Annotated in this window: 19 protein-coding genes and 2 pseudogenes; 15 read left to right on the top strand and 6 right to left on the bottom strand. The window is 40.6% G+C overall.

Annotated elements, in window-relative coordinates; all coding sequences use genetic code 11:
• Positions 1-89 precede the first annotated feature (89 nt).
• Positions 90-1808, top strand: coding sequence for an ABC transporter ATP-binding protein (locus T408_RS0107495; RefSeq protein ID WP_028119383.1), 1719 nt, complete (start codon positions 90-92; stop codon positions 1806-1808).
• Complete coding sequence (locus tag T408_RS0107490) at positions 1801-3567, top strand: ABC transporter ATP-binding protein (protein ID WP_028119382.1); 1767 nt, start codon at positions 1801-1803, stop codon at positions 3565-3567. Before T408_RS0107495 ends, T408_RS0107490 begins: the two co-directional genes overlap by 8 nt.
• A gap of 78 nt (positions 3568-3645) precedes the next feature.
• Here the strand turns inward: T408_RS0107490 and T408_RS0107485 are convergent, their stop codons facing one another.
• From T408_RS0107485 to T408_RS0107475, 3 genes are read right to left on the bottom strand one after another with little or no spacing between them, the layout of a single operon-like run.
• The gene (locus tag T408_RS0107485) at positions 3646-4488 is read right to left on the bottom strand and encodes an aldo/keto reductase (RefSeq protein WP_028119381.1); all 843 of its coding nucleotides are present in this window, start codon (positions 4486-4488) and stop codon (positions 3646-3648) included.
• Positions 4489-4546: 58 nt separating this feature from the next.
• A complete protein-coding gene (locus T408_RS11195) occupies positions 4547-5095 on the bottom strand; it encodes a biotin transporter BioY (protein ID WP_035420379.1) in 549 nt (182 codons plus the stop codon).
• Positions 5088-6092, bottom strand: coding sequence for a biotin--[acetyl-CoA-carboxylase] ligase (locus T408_RS0107475; RefSeq protein WP_028119380.1), 1005 nt, complete (start codon positions 6090-6092; stop codon positions 5088-5090). Before T408_RS0107475 ends, T408_RS11195 begins: the two co-directional genes overlap by 8 nt.
• Positions 6093-6225: 133 nt before the next feature.
• Between T408_RS0107475 and yidD the strand changes: the two genes are divergently transcribed.
• From yidD to T408_RS0107450, 5 genes are all read left to right on the top strand, one after another.
• Positions 6226-6465 (top strand): membrane protein insertion efficiency factor YidD, encoded by a 240-nt coding sequence (yidD, locus tag T408_RS0107470; RefSeq protein WP_028119379.1) that lies wholly within the window; start codon positions 6226-6228, stop codon positions 6463-6465.
• A gap of 63 nt (positions 6466-6528) precedes the next feature.
• Positions 6529-7380, top strand: a complete 852-nt coding sequence (cdaA, locus tag T408_RS0107465; protein ID WP_028119378.1) for a diadenylate cyclase CdaA — start codon at positions 6529-6531, stop codon at positions 7378-7380.
• Positions 7380-8111 (top strand): CdaR family protein, encoded by a 732-nt coding sequence (locus T408_RS0107460; protein WP_028119377.1) that lies wholly within the window; start codon positions 7380-7382, stop codon positions 8109-8111. The genes cdaA and T408_RS0107460 overlap by 1 nt, the downstream gene beginning before the upstream one ends.
• Before the next feature lie 25 nt (positions 8112-8136).
• Complete coding sequence (gene glmM / locus T408_RS0107455) at positions 8137-9501, top strand: phosphoglucosamine mutase (protein WP_028119376.1); 1365 nt, start codon at positions 8137-8139, stop codon at positions 9499-9501.
• Between the two features lie 70 nt (positions 9502-9571).
• Positions 9572-10468 (top strand): methyltransferase domain-containing protein, encoded by an 897-nt coding sequence (locus T408_RS0107450; protein ID WP_028119375.1) that lies wholly within the window; start codon positions 9572-9574, stop codon positions 10466-10468.
• 29 nt (positions 10469-10497) lie between these two features.
• Here the strand turns inward: T408_RS0107450 and T408_RS0107445 are convergent, their stop codons facing one another.
• Positions 10498-11337, bottom strand: a complete 840-nt coding sequence (locus tag T408_RS0107445; protein ID WP_235731631.1) for a helix-turn-helix domain-containing protein — start codon at positions 11335-11337, stop codon at positions 10498-10500.
• A gap of 109 nt (positions 11338-11446) precedes the next feature.
• Entirely contained in the window at positions 11447-12259 is an 813-nt protein-coding gene (locus T408_RS0107440) for a helix-turn-helix domain-containing protein (protein ID WP_028119373.1), read from the bottom strand.
• Between the two features lie 213 nt (positions 12260-12472).
• Between T408_RS0107440 and T408_RS0107435 the strand changes: the two genes are divergently transcribed.
• The 8 genes and pseudogenes from T408_RS0107435 (at position 12473) to T408_RS11795 (ending at position 21655) form a co-directional block, all read left to right on the top strand.
• Positions 12473-13534: a hypothetical protein gene (locus T408_RS0107435; RefSeq protein ID WP_028119372.1), complete on the top strand. Its 1062-nt coding sequence runs from the start codon at positions 12473-12475 to the stop codon at positions 13532-13534.
• Positions 13535-13552: 18 nt separating this feature from the next.
• The gene (locus tag T408_RS11190; RefSeq protein ID WP_051444840.1) at positions 13553-13927 is read left to right on the top strand and encodes an ArsR/SmtB family transcription factor; all 375 of its coding nucleotides are present in this window, start codon (positions 13553-13555) and stop codon (positions 13925-13927) included.
• Between the two features lie 46 nt (positions 13928-13973).
• Positions 13974-14771 (top strand): hydrolase, encoded by a 798-nt coding sequence (locus T408_RS0107425; protein WP_235731630.1) that lies wholly within the window; start codon positions 13974-13976, stop codon positions 14769-14771.
• A 42-nt stretch (positions 14772-14813) separates the two neighbouring features.
• The gene (tkt, locus tag T408_RS0107420) at positions 14814-16811 is read left to right on the top strand and encodes a transketolase (RefSeq protein ID WP_028119370.1); all 1998 of its coding nucleotides are present in this window, start codon (positions 14814-14816) and stop codon (positions 16809-16811) included.
• Positions 16812-16831: 20 nt separating this feature from the next.
• Positions 16832-17478, top strand: a pseudogene (fsa, locus tag T408_RS11185) (fructose-6-phosphate aldolase).
• Positions 17479-17671: 193 nt separating this feature from the next.
• Positions 17672-19237, top strand: a complete 1566-nt coding sequence (gene cls, locus T408_RS0107410) for a cardiolipin synthase (protein ID WP_028119369.1) — start codon at positions 17672-17674, stop codon at positions 19235-19237.
• A 19-nt stretch (positions 19238-19256) separates the two neighbouring features.
• A complete protein-coding gene (ypfJ, locus tag T408_RS0107405) occupies positions 19257-20180 on the top strand; it encodes a KPN_02809 family neutral zinc metallopeptidase (RefSeq protein WP_028119368.1) in 924 nt (307 codons plus the stop codon).
• Positions 20181-20251: 71 nt separating this feature from the next.
• Complete coding sequence (locus tag T408_RS11795; RefSeq protein ID WP_084543979.1) at positions 20252-21655, top strand: polysaccharide deacetylase family protein; 1404 nt, start codon at positions 20252-20254, stop codon at positions 21653-21655.
• On the opposite strand, the pseudogene T408_RS11175 reads toward T408_RS11795, so the two are convergent.
• Positions 21617-21999 (bottom strand): annotated as a pseudogene (locus T408_RS11175) (transposase); the annotation flags it as partial. The gene T408_RS11795 and the pseudogene T408_RS11175 sit on opposite strands and share 39 nt — an antisense overlap.

Below are 21999 nucleotides of genomic sequence, written 5' to 3'. Positions count from 1 at the left end.
TATCTGGGTTTTATTTTGCGTTTTAAAAGAGTCTAATAGCAGTCTGTGATATAATACTGTGGATGCATGAGATTGCAATAGGAGGACTTATGGAGATTATTAAACGCCTACAACCTTACAAGTGGCGAGTGCTTGTGGTTATATTGTTAACGTTTGGAAATGCCCTGGGGGAGTTATTTTTACCAAGATTAATGTCTGTGATTGTCGATCAGGGAGTTGCGGTGGGAAATACTGACCTGATCTTGCGGACGGGATTAGTGATGGTTGTTGTCGTTCTACTAACCGTTGCTTGTCGTGGTTCGGCAGCCTATCATTCAGCAAAAGCAGCCATGTCATTTTCTAGAGACTTAAGACATGATATTTACACCAAGGTCAACCACATGACTTTTGACGAGACGGAATCTTTTGGTATTTCTTCTTTAATTACTCGAACGACCGATGATGTCAACCAAGTGGAGCAGATGACTTTAATGGGATTAAGACCTTTGGTTAGAGGGCCATTAATGTTTATTGGTGGATTGATTATGGCTTTTTATACTAATTTCCGTTTATCATTTACGATTATTATGAGTCTACCCTTCCTCATTTTGGGTATTTGGTTGATTATTCGCTTGGCCTTACCTTACTTTCCTCAACTTCAAGATCGCTTAGATCATATTAATGGCCTATTTCGTCAACGTTTGACTGGTCTGCGAGTTATTCGTGCCTTTGGCCGAGATCATTATGAGGAAGAGGTATTTACTGAAGCTAATCAAGACTATTATGATATTGCCTTGCGAGTCAATCAGATGATGATTACGATTATGCCTATTTTACAAGTTATTTTGAATTTAGCTTTGGTGGGCGTGCTATACTTTGGGTCACGTTTAATTGATGCGCAACAAATGTTAATAGGCGATTTAATGGCTTATTTGCAATATATTACACAAGTTTTAACAGCTTTTATTATGATGGGTCATCTTTTAACAATGATTCCCCGAACTGTTACATCAATGAATCGGATCAATGAGGTAATCCATTACCCATCCAGAGAGGTGGGAGGAGATAAAGAACTTGAAGGAACCATTACAAGCATTCAAGCTGACCAATTAACTTTTTGTTATCCAGGTGCTACTAGTCCTGTGTTAGAAGACATTGATTTTGAGATTCATGCGGGCCAGACACTTGGAATCATTGGCGGAACCGGTTCAGGGAAGTCAACCTTATTGAAATTGTTGTTACAATTTTATGAACCTACTAAAGGCCAACTTCTCATTAATGGCCAACCTATTGAAAGTCTTTCCAGTGAATCACTGCGTTCACAAATTAGTTATGTTCCGCAACAGAACTTCTTTTTCACCAAATCAGTAGGCGATAACCTTGCTTATAGTAATGAAGAGGTAAGTCCTGAAGCCATGATTCACAATACGGAAGTGGCTCAGGCGCGAGATTTTCTTTCATTAGAGGATCCTTTATCGGATGAGATGATTCGAGGAGGACAGAATTTTTCAGGTGGACAAAGACAGCGCTTGGCTATTGCCCGAGCTTTAAGTCGGTCGGTTTCAGTTTATATTTTTGATGATTCTTTTTCTGCTTTGGACTACCGTACGGACTATGAACTTCGACACGCCCTTGGTGAAGAATTAGCGGATGCGATGCTGATTATTGTTGCTCAAAGAGTTGCGACAATTCGCCATGCTGATAAGATTTTAGTTTTGGATGAAGGACAAGTTAAGGGATGGGGTAACCATCAGGAATTAATGGCTAGCAATACGCTTTACCAGGAGATTGCCCGTAGCCAAGGGGAGGAGGATGCAGGAGATGAGTAAAAATAAAACAGGCACCACTAGTTCTATGCAATTACTAGGCCGTCTCTTTTCGCACCTAAATTCTTTTAAGTGGTCTTTATTTATTTGTTTGCTAGCAACCTTGGCGATTGCAGTTTGTGAGATTATTGCCCCTCGTCTAATGGGAGATGTGACAAACCAACTATTTGCAGATATTCAATCGGGTTCAGGAGTGCAATTTGACCTAGTTATCAAGACTTGCCTCTTTTTAGTGGTATTGTATGTGTTTCTAGGAATTTTTCAATTGATTCAAGGTCGCTTGCTGACTCAGATTTCTCAACAATTAATTTTTAACTTGCGTGAATTAATTTCCCACAAGGTGAAGTTAATACCACTTTCTTACTATGATAGTCAACGGACAGGTGACTTATTGAGCCGAATGACCAATGATGTTGAAACTCTGGGAAAGAATATCCAACAGACGATTAGTCAAGTCCTATATGGGCTAGTTCTTCTTGTTGGGATACTCGTGATGATGATTCAAATTAGCGGTTTGATGACTTTGATCTTTTTTGTAACGATACCTTTAAGTATTTTGACAACACGCTATATTACCAAGCGGTCGCAAAAGTATTTTAGGGCCAAATCCAAGGGCTTGGGTGCTATGGTTAGTTATGTTGAAGAAAGTTTTACTGGGACTGATTTAATTAAAGCTTATAGCTATGAAGAAAGAGCGGACCGGGAATTTTCTGAATATAATAATCATCTTTATGAAGTTTCTTATAAGGCTAGTTTTATGGCTGGTGTCTTGCAACCTGTCATGACTTTTATTAATAACTTAGGTTATGTTTTAATTTCAATCGTGGGTGGTTTTCTAGTTATTTACCAACGGATTCAAGTAGGAGATATTTTAGCTTTTATTCAGTACAGTCAACGGATTACACGTCCGATTTATACCATGGCTGAAATGGCTAATTTATTGCAAGAAACCTTTGCTTCTGCTGAGCGTATTTTTGAATTTTTGGATGCGCCGGAAGAAGTAGAGACGCAAGAAGCTGTTATTGAAGCTCCTGTTGAAAAGATTGAGTTTGACCATGTTAGCTTTGCTTATGAAACAGGTCAACCAGTGATTAATGATTTCTCACTGACGGTTAAACAAGGACAAACGGTTGCGATTGTTGGACCGACAGGTGCTGGTAAAACGACCTTGATTAATCTCTTGTTGCGCTTTTATGATGTTGACTCTGGATCGATTCGCATTAACGGGACGGATATTCGATCAGTGCCTAGAGAAGAGTTGCGTGATTTGTTTGGCATGGTTTTACAAGATACTTGGCTGTTACAAGGAACGATTTACGACAATATTATATACGGATCCCCGAGAGCGGATGATGAAGAGGTGCTTCAAGCTGCTAAGGATTCTCACAGCCTTCATTTCATTGAAACGCTTCCAGATGGATTTGAGACCGTGCTCAATGAAGAGGCCAGTAATATATCTCAAGGCCAAAGACAATTGCTAACCATTGCTCGTGCCTTTATTAGTAATCCAGATATTTTGATTTTAGATGAGGCAACGTCATCGGTAGATACGCGAACAGAACAGTTGATTCAGGAAGCGATGGCTGGTTTAATGGAAGGCCGGACTAACTTTGTCATTGCTCATCGTTTGTCGACGATTGTTAATGCTGATTTGATTCTAGTATTAGATCAAGGAGACATAGTTGAACAAGGTAACCATGAACAATTACTAGCCTTGGATGGATTTTACGCAGATCTCTATCGTAGTCAATTTCTAAATTAATTTAAGATCAGCTAAAAGACCCACCCCTACTCAACGAATACTTGAGTTGGGAGTGGGTCTTTGTTAGTCTATATTCGATTAATCAAATTCTTCGTAATGATCAGGGTGCTGACCTTCAACGCGTCCAGCTTCTCCTTGGTCTAATTGGTCAATCCGGACGATATCACTAGCGTCCAATTCGAAATCAAAGACGTCTAAGTTTTCGATCTGATGAGTTTTGGAGGCAGCTTTTACAATTGGCATAACTCCAGATTGCAGATTCCAGCGGATAATGATTTGAGCTACTTCCTTGTTGTATTTATTAGCTATATCAGTGAGCACAGGATTTTGTAGGACATCGTTTAACTGACGGCCGAGAGGACTCCATGCTTGGGTTAAGATATTGCGCTCTTTATTGGCCTGAATAATTGATTGATGAGTAAAGTAAGGATGTCTTTCAATCTGGTTGATGGTTGGAACGACACCGGTTGCTTCAATAATGCGATCAAGATGCTCAGGATAGAAATTGGAGACACCTATATTTTTGATAAGTCCAAATTTTTGAGCGTCAATCAATGCCTTCCAAGCTTCAACATACAGATCTTGCTGAGGGAGAGGCCAGTGAATTAAATAATTATCAAAATAATCAAGGCCAATTCGGTAAAGAGATTCCTGAATTAAGTTTATGGCTTTATCATAACGATGAGCCATGCCAGGCAACTTAGAGGTGACCTGGATTTCCTCGCGCGGAATCCCACTTCTTCGAATAGCTTGTCCGACCATTCCTTCGTTATTATAATTTGTAGATGTGTCGATTAAACGATAACCCGTTTGCAAGGCGGAGATAACTGTATTAACACCTAATCCCCCTTGAATATGGACCGTCCCGAAACCAATGGCAGGCAACTGATTACCGTTATTTAATGTAAAATATGAATCCAAAAAAACGCCTCCTTTATTCTCATTATAGAATATGGGATGAAATCTGCAATCCATTTGCTTATACAAGTGGATCAAGAACAATTTGTCGGGCGAGGACTTGATAGGTAACTAAACTTAAGGCGATTTTAACTAAATCTCCAGGTATAAAAGGAATGACTCCAATAGCAAGCAAGTCAAAAAATGAATGGTTTTGTCCCATTACTTGATTCAATATGAAACCCATATAGCTAGATCCAATGATTGAAATTGTTAGTGACATAACAATCAGCGTCAGAAGATGAGCGGCCAATTTTCGGGGTAATTTAGCCTTTAAAGTTGCCCCTAGACTACTAGCTAGGATAAAGGCTAGAATGTAGCCAAAACTTGGAGATAATATTTGCTGGGGCCCCCCTTTAAAACCAGCAAAAACCGGTAGTCCTACTAAACCTAATAAGGCGTAGAGGCTAGTTATTTTAGCGGCAGACTGGGGGGTACAAGTTAGTCCAATCAAGTAAACCATAAAGGTTTGTAGGGTAAATGGAATAATTCCAAAGGGAACTGTAATTTGTGAGCAAACGATCATTAAGGCTAATAATAGGGCAGAACGTGTGAGTGATTGGCTAGTCATAATGGCCTCCTAATAATTTTTCTTTATTGAGACGGCACTCCCCACTGGCATAAGCCTGGAGTTTTCCATTGCTGTCTTCAAGGATTAAAGCCCCTTGTTGGTTGATACCTCTTAGGGTTCCGGTTTGTTTCTGGTTGGCTAAGGTGATCTCGACTTCTTGTCCGATACCTAGCATGGCTTCCTGGTAGGATTGAAGAAATGACTTATCTGGAAGCTGGAGATCCAGTGAGCGAAAGTGTTTGATAAATTGAACAAGAAATCGATTGGTATCTAATTTCTGGATTTCTTCGGGACTAAAAATAACTCCCGCTTCTTTGCTGATTTCAAGATCGGCTTGGCTAAAGTCCCCTGCTAAGTTGAAACCAATTCCAACAATGATAGCGGACAGGCCACCATTTTCTAGATCTGCAATCGCTTCGCAGAGAATGCCAATAATTTTCTTTTGGTTCAAGTAGAGATCATTGACCCATTTAATAGCTAATTGATCGCGCTTGTATTCCTTAAGTGTTAGATAGGCAGCGACAGCGGTTAGTAAGGTATAAATAGCTATTTCCTCTAGTGGTAAGGAAGGTTGAAAGACCAGAGACAGATAGAGGCCATGGTCTAATTTAGAATAGAAGTCTCTACCATATCGTCCTCTACCGGCGGTTTGCTCTCGAGCGATAAAGAGAGCTTCTCTACCTGGGTGATCATTGATCCAGTCTTTGGCCCACTTGTTAGTTGAATCAACACAGGATTGATAATGAACTTCCATTTGAGGCCAGACACTGGCCAGCAAAGACTGTAGATATGTTTGGTGAATATGCTTGGGTTTCGCTTTGATTTGGTAGCCAGCTTGAGGGCTCGATTGAATGTCGAAACCATCTTCTCTTAATTGTTGCACAGCCTTCCATATAGAATTACGGCTAACTTTAAGCTGATCGGCTAAAACTTGCCCAGAAATACCGTTTTCTCCATTTTGGAGTAGGTAATTAAGTACTGCTAATTTTACATCCATGAATAACCTCCTTGGACAAGATCATAAATCAATGTCACTTTCATGTCAACTATAATTTTATTTTAGGTGACGTGTTAGGGTGAAGCCCAGGAAAAATTGTAGTATAATTTCAATTATAGGAAAGGAGTATAAGATGAAAAAAGTGAGTCTGCTGCTAATTGAAGGATATCAAAGATGGATTTCTCCAATGCTACCACCCAGCTGTCGTTATTACCCAACTTGTTCTACTTATACTTATCAAGCCATTGAAAGATTTGGTTTTTTACGAGGCTTTCTTATGGGGATGTGTCGTATTTTGCGTTGTCATCCATGGGCTAAGGGTGGCCATGATCCCGTTCCCAAAACTTTTACTTTAAGGCGCTTGGAAAAGTAGGCATAGGTTCATTAAGTTTGCTATAATATGGCAGGAGACAAGAAAGGTAAGGAGAGATGCCATTTGTTTGTTGAAACACTCGCCAAAAATTTAAATGAAAGTTTAATTATTCAAGTTCTCGATATACTTATCATTTGGTTTGTGGTGTATAAATTAATTATGTATGCTCGTGGAACGCAAATGATGAATTTGTTGAAGGGTGTTTTTGTTTTTATCTTAACCAAATCCTTGACGTCTTTTCTAGGTTTACAGACGCTCGATTGGTTGTTGGATCAAATTTTAAATTCAGCTGTGGTTGCCTTAATTGTCTTGTTTCAGCCTGAATTACGGCGTGCTTTACAAGTTATTGGGCAAAATATTTTTAGAAATCGGCGCTCTCACAAAAATCCAAGTGTTCGCTTAATTGAGGACTTAGAATATGCTTTAAAGTATATGTCTAGACGTAAAATTGGTGCACTGATAGCCATTGAACAGTCAGATGAATTAGCCGAATATATCGAGACGGGTATTGCTCTAGATTCAAAAATAACCAACCAATTGTTAATTAATATCTTTGTGCCTAACACTCCCTTACATGATGGGGCTGTCGTCATTAAAAATTATCGAATAGCTGCCGCTTCTTGTTTTTTGCCATTATCTGAAAATGATCAAATTTCAAAAGATTTGGGGACGAGACACCGGGCGGCAATTGGATTATCAGAGGTGACAGATGCCTTGACTTTGATTGTATCAGAGGAAACGGGTGGCATAAGCATCACCCACAATAATACCCTCTACCGAGAATTATCCAATCAAGAACTCAAAGAGAAATTAGAGGAATACTTGATGGTGGATGAGGAAGACCAAGATAAGGATGTCTTTCGTATGGTTAAGGATTATCTGGTGGATACCTTTACTTCAAGGGGGGATGAGTAATGAAAAACTCCATTTGGAATAACATTTGGGTGGTCCGATTGGTGTCATTATTTATTGCTTGCTTGCTTTTCATTTTTGTTCGTTCTCAAGGAACCCTGTCAAGGCAACAGGTGGAAGAAACACCGGAAGTGGCTAGCGTAAGCACCACGGAAACGGTATCCAATGTGCCAGTCACTGTGAATGGTGATAATGATAAATTGTTTGTTACAGGTTTACCATCCACTGTTTCGGTTAAAATAACTGGCCCTAAAAATATTATCAGTCAAGTTATTAAGGATCCGATGGCTGTACAAACGGAGGATCTTTCTAAATTAGAACCAGGTAATCAAACCATTCGTCTTGAAATGGTTAATGGTGTCGAAGATCTTGATTATGTGATTGAACCCACTCGGGTCCTAGTAGATATTGGACGACGTCAAACCATAACAATACCTATTGAGTATACGGTTGAATCAAATACGATTGCTCCAGGCTACCAGTTAGATAGTGTTAACTATCAGCCCCAGGAAGTGACCTTAACTGGAAATGAAGCGATTATTAATCAAGTACATCAAGCTTATTTTACGATTTCATCTCAAGAAGCTTTAACGGAAGATACATCTGGCTTGTATTCGATTAAAATAGTGGATAGTAAGGGCGGGTTATTGGATGTGAATGCAGAATATCAAGAGGTGCGAGCTGATTTGAAGATCAGCTCGATTCGAGATCATTCTACTAGTGAGTCAAATTAAAGAATTTCATTCAAAGGAGAAAAAGATGACAAAGTATTTTGGAACTGATGGTGTTAGAGGAGAAGCCAACCGCGAATTGACACCAGAATTAGCTTTTAAATTAGGTCGTTATGGTGGTTATGTCTTACAGCAACACCTAGATCCTGGCCAAGAAGATAAGCACCCTAGTGTGTTAGTTGCACGTGATACTCGTATCTCAGGCCAGATGCTTGAGTGCGCGCTAGTGGCTGGCTTATTGTCAGTAGGTATTGAAGTGATGCAATTAGGAGTCATTTCCACTCCGGCTGTTGCCTATTTAACCAAGACTCAAGGCGCGACAGCAGGAGTCATGATTTCAGCTTCTCATAATCCAGCCCAAGATAACGGAATCAAATTTTTTGGAGCTGATGGGTTTAAATTATCGGATGACCAAGAAGCAGAAATCGAGGCACTCCTCAATAGCGATGATGATCAATTACCAAGACCGTCAGCTGAGGGTCTTGGAACCATCGATGAGTTTCCTGAAGGCTCCATTAAATATATTAACTATTTACAAACCACCATTCCAGGTGATCTATCAGGGATTAGTGTTTGTATTGATGCGGCAAATGGAGCTACAGCTCCCCTTGTGAATCAGTTGTTTGCCGATTTAGAAACAGATTTCTACACGATTGGTGACCGACCGAATGGAATCAATATCAATGACCAAGTAGGATCGACCCATCCTGAAGCTCTTCAGGAAGCCGTTAAAGAAAAGGGAACCATGGTAGGGTTAGCCTTTGATGGCGATGGCGATCGTCTGATTGCAGTTGATGAAAATGGTGAAATTGTTGATGGCGATAAGATTATGTATATCTGCGGTAAGCACATGCAAGAAAGAGGCCAATTAAAGCACGATACCGTCGTATCTACTGTGATGAGTAATATCGGTTTCACTAAAGCCCTTGAAGCGATTGGTCTGAAGACGATAGCGACGGATGTAGGCGACCGTTATGTTATGGAATCGATGCGTGAGCATGGGTATAATCTAGGTGGTGAACAATCAGGTCATATTATTTTCCTTGATTTCAATACCACTGGTGATGGATTACTAACAGGTGTGCAATTACTTTCGATTATGAAAGAGACCGGCAAGTCTTTATCTCAATTAGCCAGTGAAGTGGAGATTTTCCCACAAGAACTAGTGAATGTTCGTGTCAGAGATAAGTATACAGTTATGGATGAACCAGCTGTTCAGGAAGTAATCCAACAAGTGGAAGCAGAAATGGATGGCGATGGACGGATTTTAGTACGACCAAGTGGTACTGAGCCTTTACTGAGAGTGATGGCAGAAGCTTCTACTCCTGAAAAAGTTCACCAATATGTCTCTAGAATTGCCGATGTTATTCGGGAAGTCCGTGGAATTGAATAAAAGAAATCGACCGCATCTTTTACTAAAGTAGGGTGCGGTTTTTATTTCAAAAAAGAAGGAAGGGTGGCTTATGCAATCTAAACGAGACCGGACACAAGAATGGGTTCAAAACCATCAACAAGTAGCCTTAGCTTGTATTTATTGTCATGAGCGCTTGAAGGCGGAGGATAATGGTGATTTGACTTGTCCAAATCGGCATCACTTTAACCTATCCAAGCAAGGAGACTTCCACTTGGCTAAGCAAGCGTCAAATCAGGATTACAGCCGAGACTTATTTCAGGCGAGAAGAAGAATAATTACCGAAGGCTCCGTGTTTGACGATGTGCACCGGGTATTATTGGATATTGTTTCCCACCATCAACCAAGCCCAGCTGTGATAATTGATGCGGGTTGTGGTGAAGGTTCTTATTTAGCATGTTTAAATCAGGCATTCCCCCAACCGGCTCTGTTAGGCTTCGACTTAGCTAAAGCAGGAATCAAGTTAGCGACTGATTATAATGGCCACTTATTGGCCAGTGTGGCTGATTTATCCCAGCTACCCTTGTGCGATCAATCAGTAGATATCATTTTATCGATTTTATCTCCGGCAAACTACCAAGAATTTGCGCGTATTCTCAAGTCAACTGGCCTTTTGATCAAGGTAATACCGACGGCTCATTATCTAGCGGAAATTCGCTTAGCCATGCAGGATTTATTCCAAATAAATGTAATTGATTATGATAATGAACCTGTTTATGAATCTTTTTTGAAACATTGTCAACTCTTATCTGAACAATCTATCTCTAAGTGTGTTTATTTAAGTGAGGAGCAAAAGCAAGATCTTGTAGAAATGACCCCCTTGACGTGGCAACTAAGTGAAACTGAAAGACTGAGATTAATCCAGCATTTAGATAGAGTCACGGTTGATTTGCTTGTGCTTGTAGGTCGATTCAATCATGACAAAAGTCCCGATATTTCCACCGTCTGAGTGGAAGGATCGGGACTTTTAATGTAAGATTAGCTGTTATTTTTTTTTCGGTATTTTTTTCGGTAATCAGAAGGGGTCATTTGATTACTCTCTTTAAAAGTCTTGGAGAAGTGTGAAGGAGAGTGGAAACCAACGATATCAGCAATCTGAGAAATAGTTGTTTCTGATTGAACGAGTAACTGCTCTGCCTTGGCTAGGCGGATATGAATCAAGTAATCAATCGGTGAAAGGCCTGTTTTTTGTTTAAAGAGTCGGATCATATAGTATTTATTTATACCAATAATTTCTGAAAGAGAATCAAGCGTGATCCGCTCTCCATAATTATTCCGGATATAGCGCTGAATTTTGGCGATGCCGTCATTCTTCATCTGAACGGCTGCATCTTTAATGGATAAGGTATTATTTCTTAAAATATGGACAAAAATAATTTCAATCAATTTTTTCAAAATGAGGTCTGATCCTGTATCTTGTGAGTGGTACTCATGGTCTACTAAATCTATATATCTTTTGATGTCAGCATCATCATCAGTCACAATGAAGACATTCTTGGTAGAATCAATGGCTAGTGATGAGGTGAATAGAACGCCATTGAGATAGAGCTTTTGCCAGAAGGTTTTACGAGTTACTGTGAGAACAACTTTTTCGCCTGGATTTAAAATTAAAATTTGGTTTTTCTTTACTTCCCTATCCTTGCCTTGATCATCAAAATGTACAGCACCTTGATTGATATAGTAAATTAAGAGTTCATCATCAGAATAGAGCGTCACCTTCTCATCAACGTCATATTCTTCAGCTTTGATTCTCTTGAGTTTAATTGAGGCGGAATTAATATTGGAAATGTACATGATGATTCGAGTGGTCTCCTTCATGAATTGACTCCGTGATCTAGGTCAATAAATCCCGAAAAATCAATTTAATAGGTATAGTAAGAATAGCATAGAAGCATATAAAGGGGAAGCAATTTGAAGGAATGCTAGCCTAACTAATATCAGTCTGATTTTTTCGAAAATAGTAGGGAGTTTGCCCGTAATGCTTCTTGAAAAGCGTATAAAAATTAGAGTAACTGCGGTAACCACAGTGGTGAGCGATGTCATTCACTGGACAAGGAGTTGAAATAATTAGGTCTAAGGCATAAGTCATCCTAATTTGGGTGATGTATTGACCTGGACATACACCAACTTCTTCTTTAAAAAGTTTATTGAACTTGGTCCGACTAATGGCAAGTTTGTCGATCAGATTATCAATCTTAAAATCAGGATCCAAGATAGCATCCTCCATGTATATTTGAGCCTCTCTGATTAGGGGGCTTAGTTGTGTACGTGTCGAGGGAAGGTCGAGTTGGCTTATTTCAAGTGCCTTGCTGATGCTAGCTAAAGCTTGATAGAGTTGAATGTCTGTTTTCTGACCATCAATTTGACAATTGATTTCATTCCACAAGATATAGATCATATTTCCCAGTCCACCTGTTGCATCATGAGCAGTAAAGATCGTACCAAAATGGTTCTTCATTAAATGAAAACTAGGCATAAATTCAATAATGCTACCATGCATATCTTCTTCAGTCTTGATAGTTACCGTATTCATGGAACGAATAAAAACAAATTGACCAAAGTTTAGCTGAGTCTTATCGACAGCAGTAGAAATTTGGCCGTTTCCGGAATAAATCATCACTAATTGGAAACCGACTGATTGCCTAGAACATTGATAGGGCTGTTTTTTGTTAGCGTAAAAATTATAATAGCGAATGATGCGCGCAGGTTGTTGGGCGGTAAGATAATCAGATAAAACCATCTTAACTCTCCTTCAGTATTATTTACTTTTAATATAAATATTTTAATCTATAATTTCAATGTAATTTAGGTAAATTTTTAGGTAAAAATAATTATATTTATTTAATGAAGTAAATTTTTTTATATATGGTACAATATTTACACTGTAAGATACCTTGAAGACATCTTGCTTTTGCTTAAATAAGTTCAAGAAAATTGATTAAAGGAGCCTATCATGAGATACAATCAAACTTTAGCCATTTTGTCTACTTTGCTATTAACATTCCCTGTTCCTTCAGTTCTAGCTGAAAACATCTCACCTATTGAGACGATTGAATGGGAGGCTAGTGATTCTAAAGAAGAAGCTGGATTTTCAGCTGAAGAAGCTAGCTCAAGCACAGAAGCAAATCCAGTTCAAGAAGAGCAAACACCTGCCTCATTCTACCACCATCTATTAGAAGAGGTCCTTCCTTATGTTTATAATTATAAGTTATTTAACTTAGCTGGTGAGCAAACTCAAATGCTCGAGCAAGCCTTAGTTTATGACGGTCAATACTACTATGTAACGGAAACAGATCCTCTTGGTTTAACGATCAATTATCTAGTTCAAGTGGATGACCAGGGACAGGTCACTGCGGCTTATCTTGCAACAGATGACCTAGTGACAAACGCCATCAATGCTTACAACTTCAACACTGATCACTACAAACAAACTGCTATCGGCCAATTAGTAGAAGCGATTCAAGCGATGGAGGAATCTGACAGCCAAGCATTAGCAGGGAAGTTCATTGATGTCTCTGATAAGGGCGAAGACTTCCAGCGGATTTATGACCAAACTCAGGCTATGCATCATTTCTTAGCGGATACTTTTATTGCCTGGTTAGAAGCAGAAGATCGTAGTAACTTGCTTGAGCCTAATGACCAAGGCGAAAAAATAAAGATCGAGTCCTCCCCGGAAGCTCATCAACAATTTAATGAGCTCGTGCAAAAGGGCGTTGAAAAATACGGACAAAAGCAACCTTTCTTAAATAATTTTACTGCGGGACTACTTGGTGAAACTCAATTTGGTTACAAGATTAATGAATTGGCAATTGCCTTACTTACCGATACCCGAGATAGCCAAGACCAGCCTCAAGGGATTGAATACTATTTGCAACCGATGGAAGGGATATCTTTTGATCAAGTGAGCGATCAAACCAGCCTATCATGGGAAGCATTTAACCAGGCAGTAGGCTTTGATTATTTAGATCAATTATATGAATTGAAACAAAAGCAGTTGCCAGAAACATTTAAATAATAAGGAGGCAGAAAAAATTTGAATAATTATCAATGTATGGAGGATGAAGCGATTGATCAAATGCTGTGTCAAATGAACCAGCTGATTGATCCGGATGAATTAGAGCGTCTCGCAGCCCTATTCAAAGTGCTTGGAGATCTTAATCGAATCAAAATTATTGAACTGCTTCACCAGCAAGAACAACTTTGCGTCTACGAGATTTCACGTTTTATTGATGCAACGGTTGCGACTACTTCGCACCATTTAATTACTTTGCGCAACCAAGGAATTATTGATTCAGTTAAAGTGGGCAAGCGAGTGGTTTATTCCCTAAATAAGTGCGAGGTTGTTCATTTATTAGCTAGTGCTAAGCAGATTAGTAATAGTTGTCAAGCCAGGCAAGAAGTTAATTAATAGCGATTAGTGTGAAAATTTAATATAATCTAGGCGAGGTGATACGATGACAAATCCTAAAAAGCACTATATTAAAAAGCGTTTAAAAGATGCTGATGTCATGACTCTTATTTCCCAAGACGAAGATGGGAACGTTATTTTAACGGAAGAAGAAGTGGAAGACCTTTTTTCTAGAGATAAGAAGTTTATTCCAGAGTATCAATCTAAGTTAAGACGTTCAATTGTTGAAGTGCCAGAAGAAGTATACGAGGCTTCTGGCATTCGCATCTTTGGTAAACGAATCAAGTCATTTCTGTTTACAACTGATTTAGCAGTTATTCGCAATTCTAATGCCGATGCGGTTATAGCGGTCTATCCTTTCACTCCTCAACAGTCTATTATGGAGAGTATCATTCATGTCTCTTCTATGCCAACAGTAATGGGTGTTGGTGGAGGAACGACGACCGGTCAGCGGAGTATCGAATTAGCTTTTACTGCGGAGCAGCTTGGAGCTTTTGGAGTGGTTGTGAATACACCTATGCCCCCATCTGTCATTAAGGAGATGGAAGCACTGATCGATGTGCCGATTATTACCACTGTTGTTAGTCCCAATGACGACTATCAGTCTAAGTTAGAGGCGGGAGCCAGTATGTTGAATGTCTCGGCAGCTGATAAGACAGCCCTGACTGTTCGTAAGATTCGTCAAGAAATTGGTGATAAGGTGCCAATTATTGCAACTGGAGGGCCAACAGGCGAGAGTATTAAAGAGACCATCGAGGCTGGGGCTAATGCGATCACTTACACACCACCCACTACTGCGAAAATATTCGCATCGATCATGTCTGAATATCGACAACAAAGATAAATGCTATGCTATAATGAAGAAAACCCTTACAAGGAGGATAATATGTTTACCAAAACAGGTCAGTTAGCTGTCAATGCGATTCGTGCTTTGAGTGTGGACCAGATCGAGAAAGCCAACTCTGGCCACCCTGGCCTTCCGATGGGGGCTGCGCCAATGGCGTACGCCCTGTGGGCCGACCACCTACAAGTAGATCCAAAAGCAAGTGATTGGATCAACCGAGACCGCTTCGTCTTGTCAGCGGGCCATGGCTCGGCCTTGCTCTATAGTTTGCTTCATTTAGCTGGTTTTGATGTGACGATTGAAGATTTGAAGAACTTCCGTCAACTAGCTAGTCGCACACCGGGTCACCCGGAATACCGTCATACCGATGGCGTGGAAGCGACCACCGGTCCATTGGGCCAAGGGATTGCTCAAGCGGTTGGGATGGCCATGGCAGAAGCTCACCAAGCCGCCCTTTATAATACGGATGACCATGCCATTATTGACCACTTCACTTATACCTTATGTGGGGATGGCGATTTGATGGAAGGGGTAGCTTATGAAGCCCTGTCTTATGCTGGTCGTCAAGAATTAGAGAAACTCATCGTTCTTTATGATTCCAATGATATCTCCCTAGACGGTGACTTAGATCAAGCCTTTACCGAAGATATCAAAGGACGTTTTGAGGCCATTAACTGGCACTACCTACGCGTAGAAGATGGCAATGATTTAGAAGCCATCTCTCAAGCCATTCAAGAAGCCAAGGACCACAAGGGCCAACCAACAATTATTGAAATTAAGACCGTGATTGGTTACGGTGCGCCTAAGCAAGGAACCAATGCTGTCCATGGGGCGCCGATTGGTGCTGACGATTGGTCCGTCGCCAAGGAAGCCTATGGTTGGACCAGTGAAGCCTTTGAGGTGCCGGAAGAAGCGTATCAAGCCTTCAAGGAGCGCGTTCAAGAACGTGGTCAAAAAGCGCATCAAGCCTGGCAAGCTACTTATGACGCTTATAAAGAAGCCAACCCTGAACAAGCAGCTGAATTAGAAGCGGCTTATGCGGGAGAATTACCCGAAGGCTTTGACCAAGGCTTGACTTATCAAGAAGCGGGTGCTGGAGAAGCCAGCCGTGCTTCCAGTGGGGCTGCGATTCAAGCCTTGTCTAAAGAAATCCCATTCTTCTGGGGTGGATCGGCTGACTTATCGGGCTCCAACAATACCATGGTCAAAGCTGAAGAGGACTTCATGCCGGAAAGCCGTCAAGGACGTAATATCTGGTTTGGCGTGCGTGAATTTGCCATGGCCGCCATGATGAACGGGATAGCCTTGCATGGTGGTAGTAAGATTTATGGCGGAACCTTCTTCGTCTTTACAGACTACCTCAAGGGAGCGGTTCGTCTCTCTGCCTTGTCCGGGTTACCAGTCATCTATGTGATGACCCATGATTCGATCGCCGTCGGCGAAGATGGACCGACTCATGAACCGATTGAACAATTAGCGGCCTTTAGAGCGATGCCTAACTTGAATGTGATTCGACCAGCGGATGTCAACGAAACTTATGCCGCTTGGAAGGTAGCCCTTAAGGAAGCCGACCGGCCAACTATGTTAGTCTTGTCGCGTCAAGGCTTACCGACGCTAGAAGCGACGCAATCCTTGGCTGAAGAAGGCGTTGATAAGGGAGGGTACGTCCTCTCACCAGCTAAAGGTGAGACACCTGAAGGAATTCTAATTGCGACGGGTTCTGAAGTGAACCTCGCGATCGAGACCCAAGCTCAGTTAGCCCAAGACGGTATTGATGTTTCCGTTGTTTCCCTACCTGCTATGAACCGCTTTGATGAACAATCAGAGGACTACAAGGAATCCGTCCTACCAAAGGCGGTTAAGAACCGGGTATCCATTGAGATGGCTGCCACTTTTGGTTGGGAACGTTATGTTGGATTAGAGGGGATTACCCTAGGTATCGACCGCTTTGGTGCTTCTGGACCCGGTAATCAAGTGATTGAACGCTTCGGCTTTACTACAGACAAAGTCGCTCAGGCTTACAAGGATGCGTTTAAATAAGCTCGTGAAGGAGTATGACAATGAAATTCTTTCTGGATACAGCAAATGTCGACGAGATCAAGCGCATTGACTCGTTAGGTTTATGTGATGGAGTGACTACCAATCCTTCGATTATTTCCAAGGAGGACGACCTTTTGAAGAGGTAATCAAGGAAATTTGTTAATTGGTGGAAGGTCCTGTCTCTGCAGAAGTAATCGGTTTGACCTATCAAGATATGGTTAAGGAAGCCCGACAAATCGCTCAATGGGCAGATAACATTGTTGTAAAAATACCAATGACGGAAGCAGGTCTTCAAGCAGTTAATACTTTCTCTAAAGAGGGTATTAAAACGAATGTCACCCTGATATTTTCGGTGTCTCAGGGCTTAATGGCTGCCAAGGCAGGAGCCACTTACATTAGCCCTTTTGAGGGTCGAATTGATAATATGGGAGAGGACGGCTTACGTCTGATTCAGGACTTGAGAATCGTGCTTGATAATTATGGTCTAGAAAGTGAGATTACTGTCGCTAGCATCCGGCATATCGGGCATGTCGAGCAAGTAGCCTTACTAGGAGCGGATATTGTGACGATTCCTGGTAATCTGTTCCCAAAACTTTGGTCTCACCCCTTAACCGACAAAGGGATCCAGGGATTTCTTGCCGATTGGGAAAAATTCCAAAACCAATAAGAGTTGCTAATGAATCTAAAAACTAAACATTGAAATAAGGGAGCCGGGACTGACTAGTCACTGGCTCCTTTTTGCGATAAAAATAGAAAAACATAGTGATGATGCAAGCGCTTAAATTAAGACAGATAAGAATGTTTTCAAACGAATGGAAAATAGATTATAATGAGTCTATGATGTGATAGAAAGGGGTGTCATGTTGAAAGATTCAACCAATAAGGAAATTATCATTCGTGTAGGTATTATTGCTTTCTTATTTATCCTACAAATTATTTGGTTTACTATTGTTCTCACTCGACTGACGCAATATTCGATGTGGTTAAATGGTTTGCTGTTTATTTTCTCTATATTCATGATATTATTTTTAATTCGAAAAAATGAAAGCCCTACTTATCGCTTTAGCTGGATTATGGTTATTGCTCTATTCCCTCTGTTTGGTGGCTTGCTTTATCTATTGATTGGTAATAAGCGCCCTGCTCAAGGCATGAAACGTAGTTTAGAAGACCAGCAAGAAAGCTATAAAAATGTGATGGACAGTGCACCAGATGCTGGGGAATTATTATTGGAACGTGACTCTCGCCTAGGTCTAACCGCTAAATATTTAAGAGATTATGACCGGATGCCAGTTTATACGAATACAGGAGTTGACTATTATCCTAATGGCGAGTCGATGATGGACGATTTACTTGAAGATTTAAGGGCAGCTGAACGTTTTATTTTTATTGAATTCTTTATTGTTGAGTATGGTGAAATGTTTGATGCCATCTTTGAAATATTAAAGCAGAAGGCCGACCAAGGGGTCGACGTTCGGTTCATGTATGATGATTTTGGAACGATTACCCGTCTACCTAAAAGTTTCGATGAAGAATTAGAAAAATTAGGGATCCGTGCCTTAAAATTCAATCCGGTTAAACCTTTACTATCAGTAGCGTATAACACCCGAGACCACCGGAAATTTATTATCATAGATGGAAAAATCGGTTATACTGGTGGCTTGAACTTAGCGGATGAATATATCAACAAGGTAGAACGTTTTGGCTACTGGAAGGATAATATGATTCGTATTAAGGGACCTGCTGTTTGGAATTTAACGGTCCTCTTCTTAAATATGTGGAATGCTTTCTATGTGCTGGATGAATCTTATGAAGGCTTTGTTGATGAGCAATTGATTTTTGAAACTGAGCAAATGATGCAAGAACCTGATCAAGTTGCTGCGGCTGGTTTTGTTCAACCTTTTGGGGATTCCCCGTTGGACAGTGAGGCCCTAGGTGAGAATATCTACCTTGAGATGATCAATTATGCTGAAGACTATGTTTATATTTATACGCCTTATTTAGTGATATCCGATGAATTGGAGTCGGCCTTAGCCCTTGCTGCTAAGCGGGGCGTTGATGTACGTATTATGACACCTGGAATACCAGATAAGAAAATCGTCTACCGGGTGACGCGTTCCTACTATCCTCCTCTACTTAAGGCAGGTGTGAGAATCTTTGAGTATAGTCCCGGCTTCTTGCATGCTAAAACATTTGTAGTTGATGATTGTCTGGCTTCGGTTGGAACCATTAATCTCGATTACCGATCCTTGTATTTGCATTTTGAAGCGAGTACGATTTTATATTATCATCCCGTTATTTCTGAGATTAAGGAAGATTTCTTGAAATCACAAAGTCAGTCGCGGGAGGTTTCTTTAAAGGATACCAAGCAAACATTATTAGGTGAAGTATGGGATTCTGTGTTGCGATTAATGGCGCCATTTATCTAAGGATCATAGGAGGAAAACAATGAAATGGGAAGATCTTAGAAAAAGTCAAAATGTTGAAGATCGACGAGGGCAAAGGACTGGACGGTCAGGTTATCCGGGTGGCTATCGTCGCGGTGGCAATATGGGTGGTTTATTACAGCTTCTTTTCTTGCTACCCGGGCGGTCTAAATGGTTGGTGCTTTTAGTTGTTTTAGGGATGTTTATTTTTGGTGGTGGTGGGTTATTTTCTAATTTAACCGAAAGTCAACCCACTTCATCGAATATCACTGAAAGTCAAGTCAGTCAACAAGCTAATAGTGCAGAGATGGAATATGTGAGTCGGATCCTAGGAAGTAGTGAAGATTTTTGGAAGCAAGAGTTCGCTAAACATGGCTTAGAGTACAAAGAACCTACCTTGGTTCTTTACGAAGGAATGGTTCAAACATCGGGTTGTGGTTTTGGTAGTGCTCAAGCGGGCCCTTTCTATTGTCCAGCAGACCAGAAAGTTTATTTGGATTTGTCTTTTATGAGAGATTTATCTCAACGTTATCAAGCACCGGGAGATTTTGCGATGGCCTATGTTATCGCACATGAAGTCGGTCACCATGTCCAAAATCAATTAGGTGTGATGCAAGATTTTCAAGAATTACAAAGACGAGCTAGTAAGTCGCAAGTTAATGAAGCTAGCGTTCGAGTCGAGTTGCAAGCAGATTATCTAGCAGGTGCTTGGAGTAAATATGTCGACGAGAAGGGAATCCTGGAAGTAGGCGATATTGAAGAAGCTCTTCAAGCGGCTCATGCGGTGGGAGATGATACCTTGCAAAAAGAAGCTTACGGGACTGTGGTTCCTGATAGTTTTACGCATGGTAGTGCCAAACAGCGCCAGGCTTGGTTTTATCGTGGTTATCAATATGGGGATTTAGAGCATGGTGATACTTTCTCTACTTACTTAGATGGAGAATAGGTCTTGGCAGATATTATTTATTTGCTATAATAAATATAAGCGAAGAACATTCCTTGGAATGTTCTTTTTTAATGGAAGAGAGAGTGATTTGTGCGATGAAGGAATGGTGGAATCCATTAAGTTGGCCGAGGATTTGGCAAGGAATTGGATTAGGGATTATTGGCTTTCTGTTGACTTATGGCATGTGGGGCGTCTTTCAAAGTTTGAATGCAAACCGGTTACAAACAGTTGAAAATTTAGAACGTCAGCTCTATCAAGATAGTCATCATTTGTTGGTAAATGAAGAAGCTGATATCCGTGAATATGAACGGTACCAAAAGTTGGCAAATCAATTAACAGGTAAACAAAAAAGTAATCACCAAGCGCTAGCCAACTCAGCATTGGCTAAATATCAATTATTAAAACTAGTGAACCAGGATCTCTATCAAGAATCAATAGACCAAGCAAAACTACTTGAAGAAAGTCCGACTGAGATGCCTCTATTGAAGACAGATTTAGAATCCGAAACTATTAAAGAAAGAGTCAGTGACATAAATATTGAAGGCTTAATGGATGACGCTCTATCTAGTGGCTTGAAAGACTACCTGCAATATGCTCTGGACTATCCAGCTGCTTACCAAAAGCTTCAAGACTTTGAATTTCAGGATCCCAGTGATTTAAACTATGAGGCACTTATCCAAATGGTTTATGAGGTGGAAGCGCTAGAACTAGCGATTGCTCCTTACAGACATCAACCCTTATTAGCTGATAAATTAGCGGACCTTGATCAGTGGGCTAAAGTTGCTTCAGACACCTTATTGGCAGCTTATTACGAGATTGGTTTTGATCCGCCGGTCTTATCATCCATATCCAATATTGAAACTTTAGAACCCTATATTATTGATACGCCATTATTCACAAAGAAAGTGATTGCCTTAACTTTTGATGATGGCCCGAATGAAGAATATACCCCTCAACTGTTAGATATTTTAGCTGACCACCAAATTAAAGCCACTTTCTTTGTTTATGGAGCTTACGTGGATGATCATCCAGAAATCGCTCAAAGAATTGTGGATGAGGGGCACATCCTGGGTAATCATTCATATACTCATCCTGACTTTAGTAAGCTTAGCAATGAAGAAGTATTAGAAGAGATTAATTGGACCCAAGAGTCGATATACGATCAAACTGGTTATGAAAACACGCTTTACCGTATGCCATTTGGAGCCGGAGGACAACGGGTTGTTGACTTGTTGCAACCTATGACGTCTGTCTTATGGAATGTGGACTCATTGGATTGGGAATTTCAAGATCGGGATCTAATCGTCGAGCATGTGATGAATCAATTACTACCTAGAACTCTTCTGTTAATGCATGATACCAACCAGGCCTCGGTTGATGCGGTAGCTGAGTTAATACCTAAGCTAAAAGAAATGAACTATGAATTTGTAGATCCTTTAGAAGTTGGTTTTGAGCAATATCATTTTGGTGAATAAAGCAGTCACCTGTACATGAAAAGAGGCTGTAAGGTAAGTCCTCAAAAAACCCAGATTTTTATTCGACAAGAATAAAAATGCTGGGTCTTTTGATTTGTTCTAAAGATCAGAGCCAATTTTCTCATGTTCGTGGCCATTAACGCCAGTCCAATCTCATTATGAACCTTATCAATTCCTCTTACATGGAATCGGTTGAACCCTAAATTCGCCTTCAAATGTCCGAATGCGGGTTCCACATCCGTTTTTCGAAGGCTGTATATTAAGCTGTATTCTGGATCTGACAAGAGCTCTCGTTGCTTGGCTTTGTAGTACTCCCACTCCGGATTGATGGTTACCTTCCTAAG

This window comes from Hutsoniella sourekii ATCC 700629, from assembly GCF_000518205.1.
GTDB classification, from domain to species: domain Bacteria; phylum Bacillota; class Bacilli; order Lactobacillales; family Aerococcaceae; genus Hutsoniella; species Hutsoniella sourekii.
This window is presented reverse-complemented; position numbering and strand designations above follow the sequence as displayed.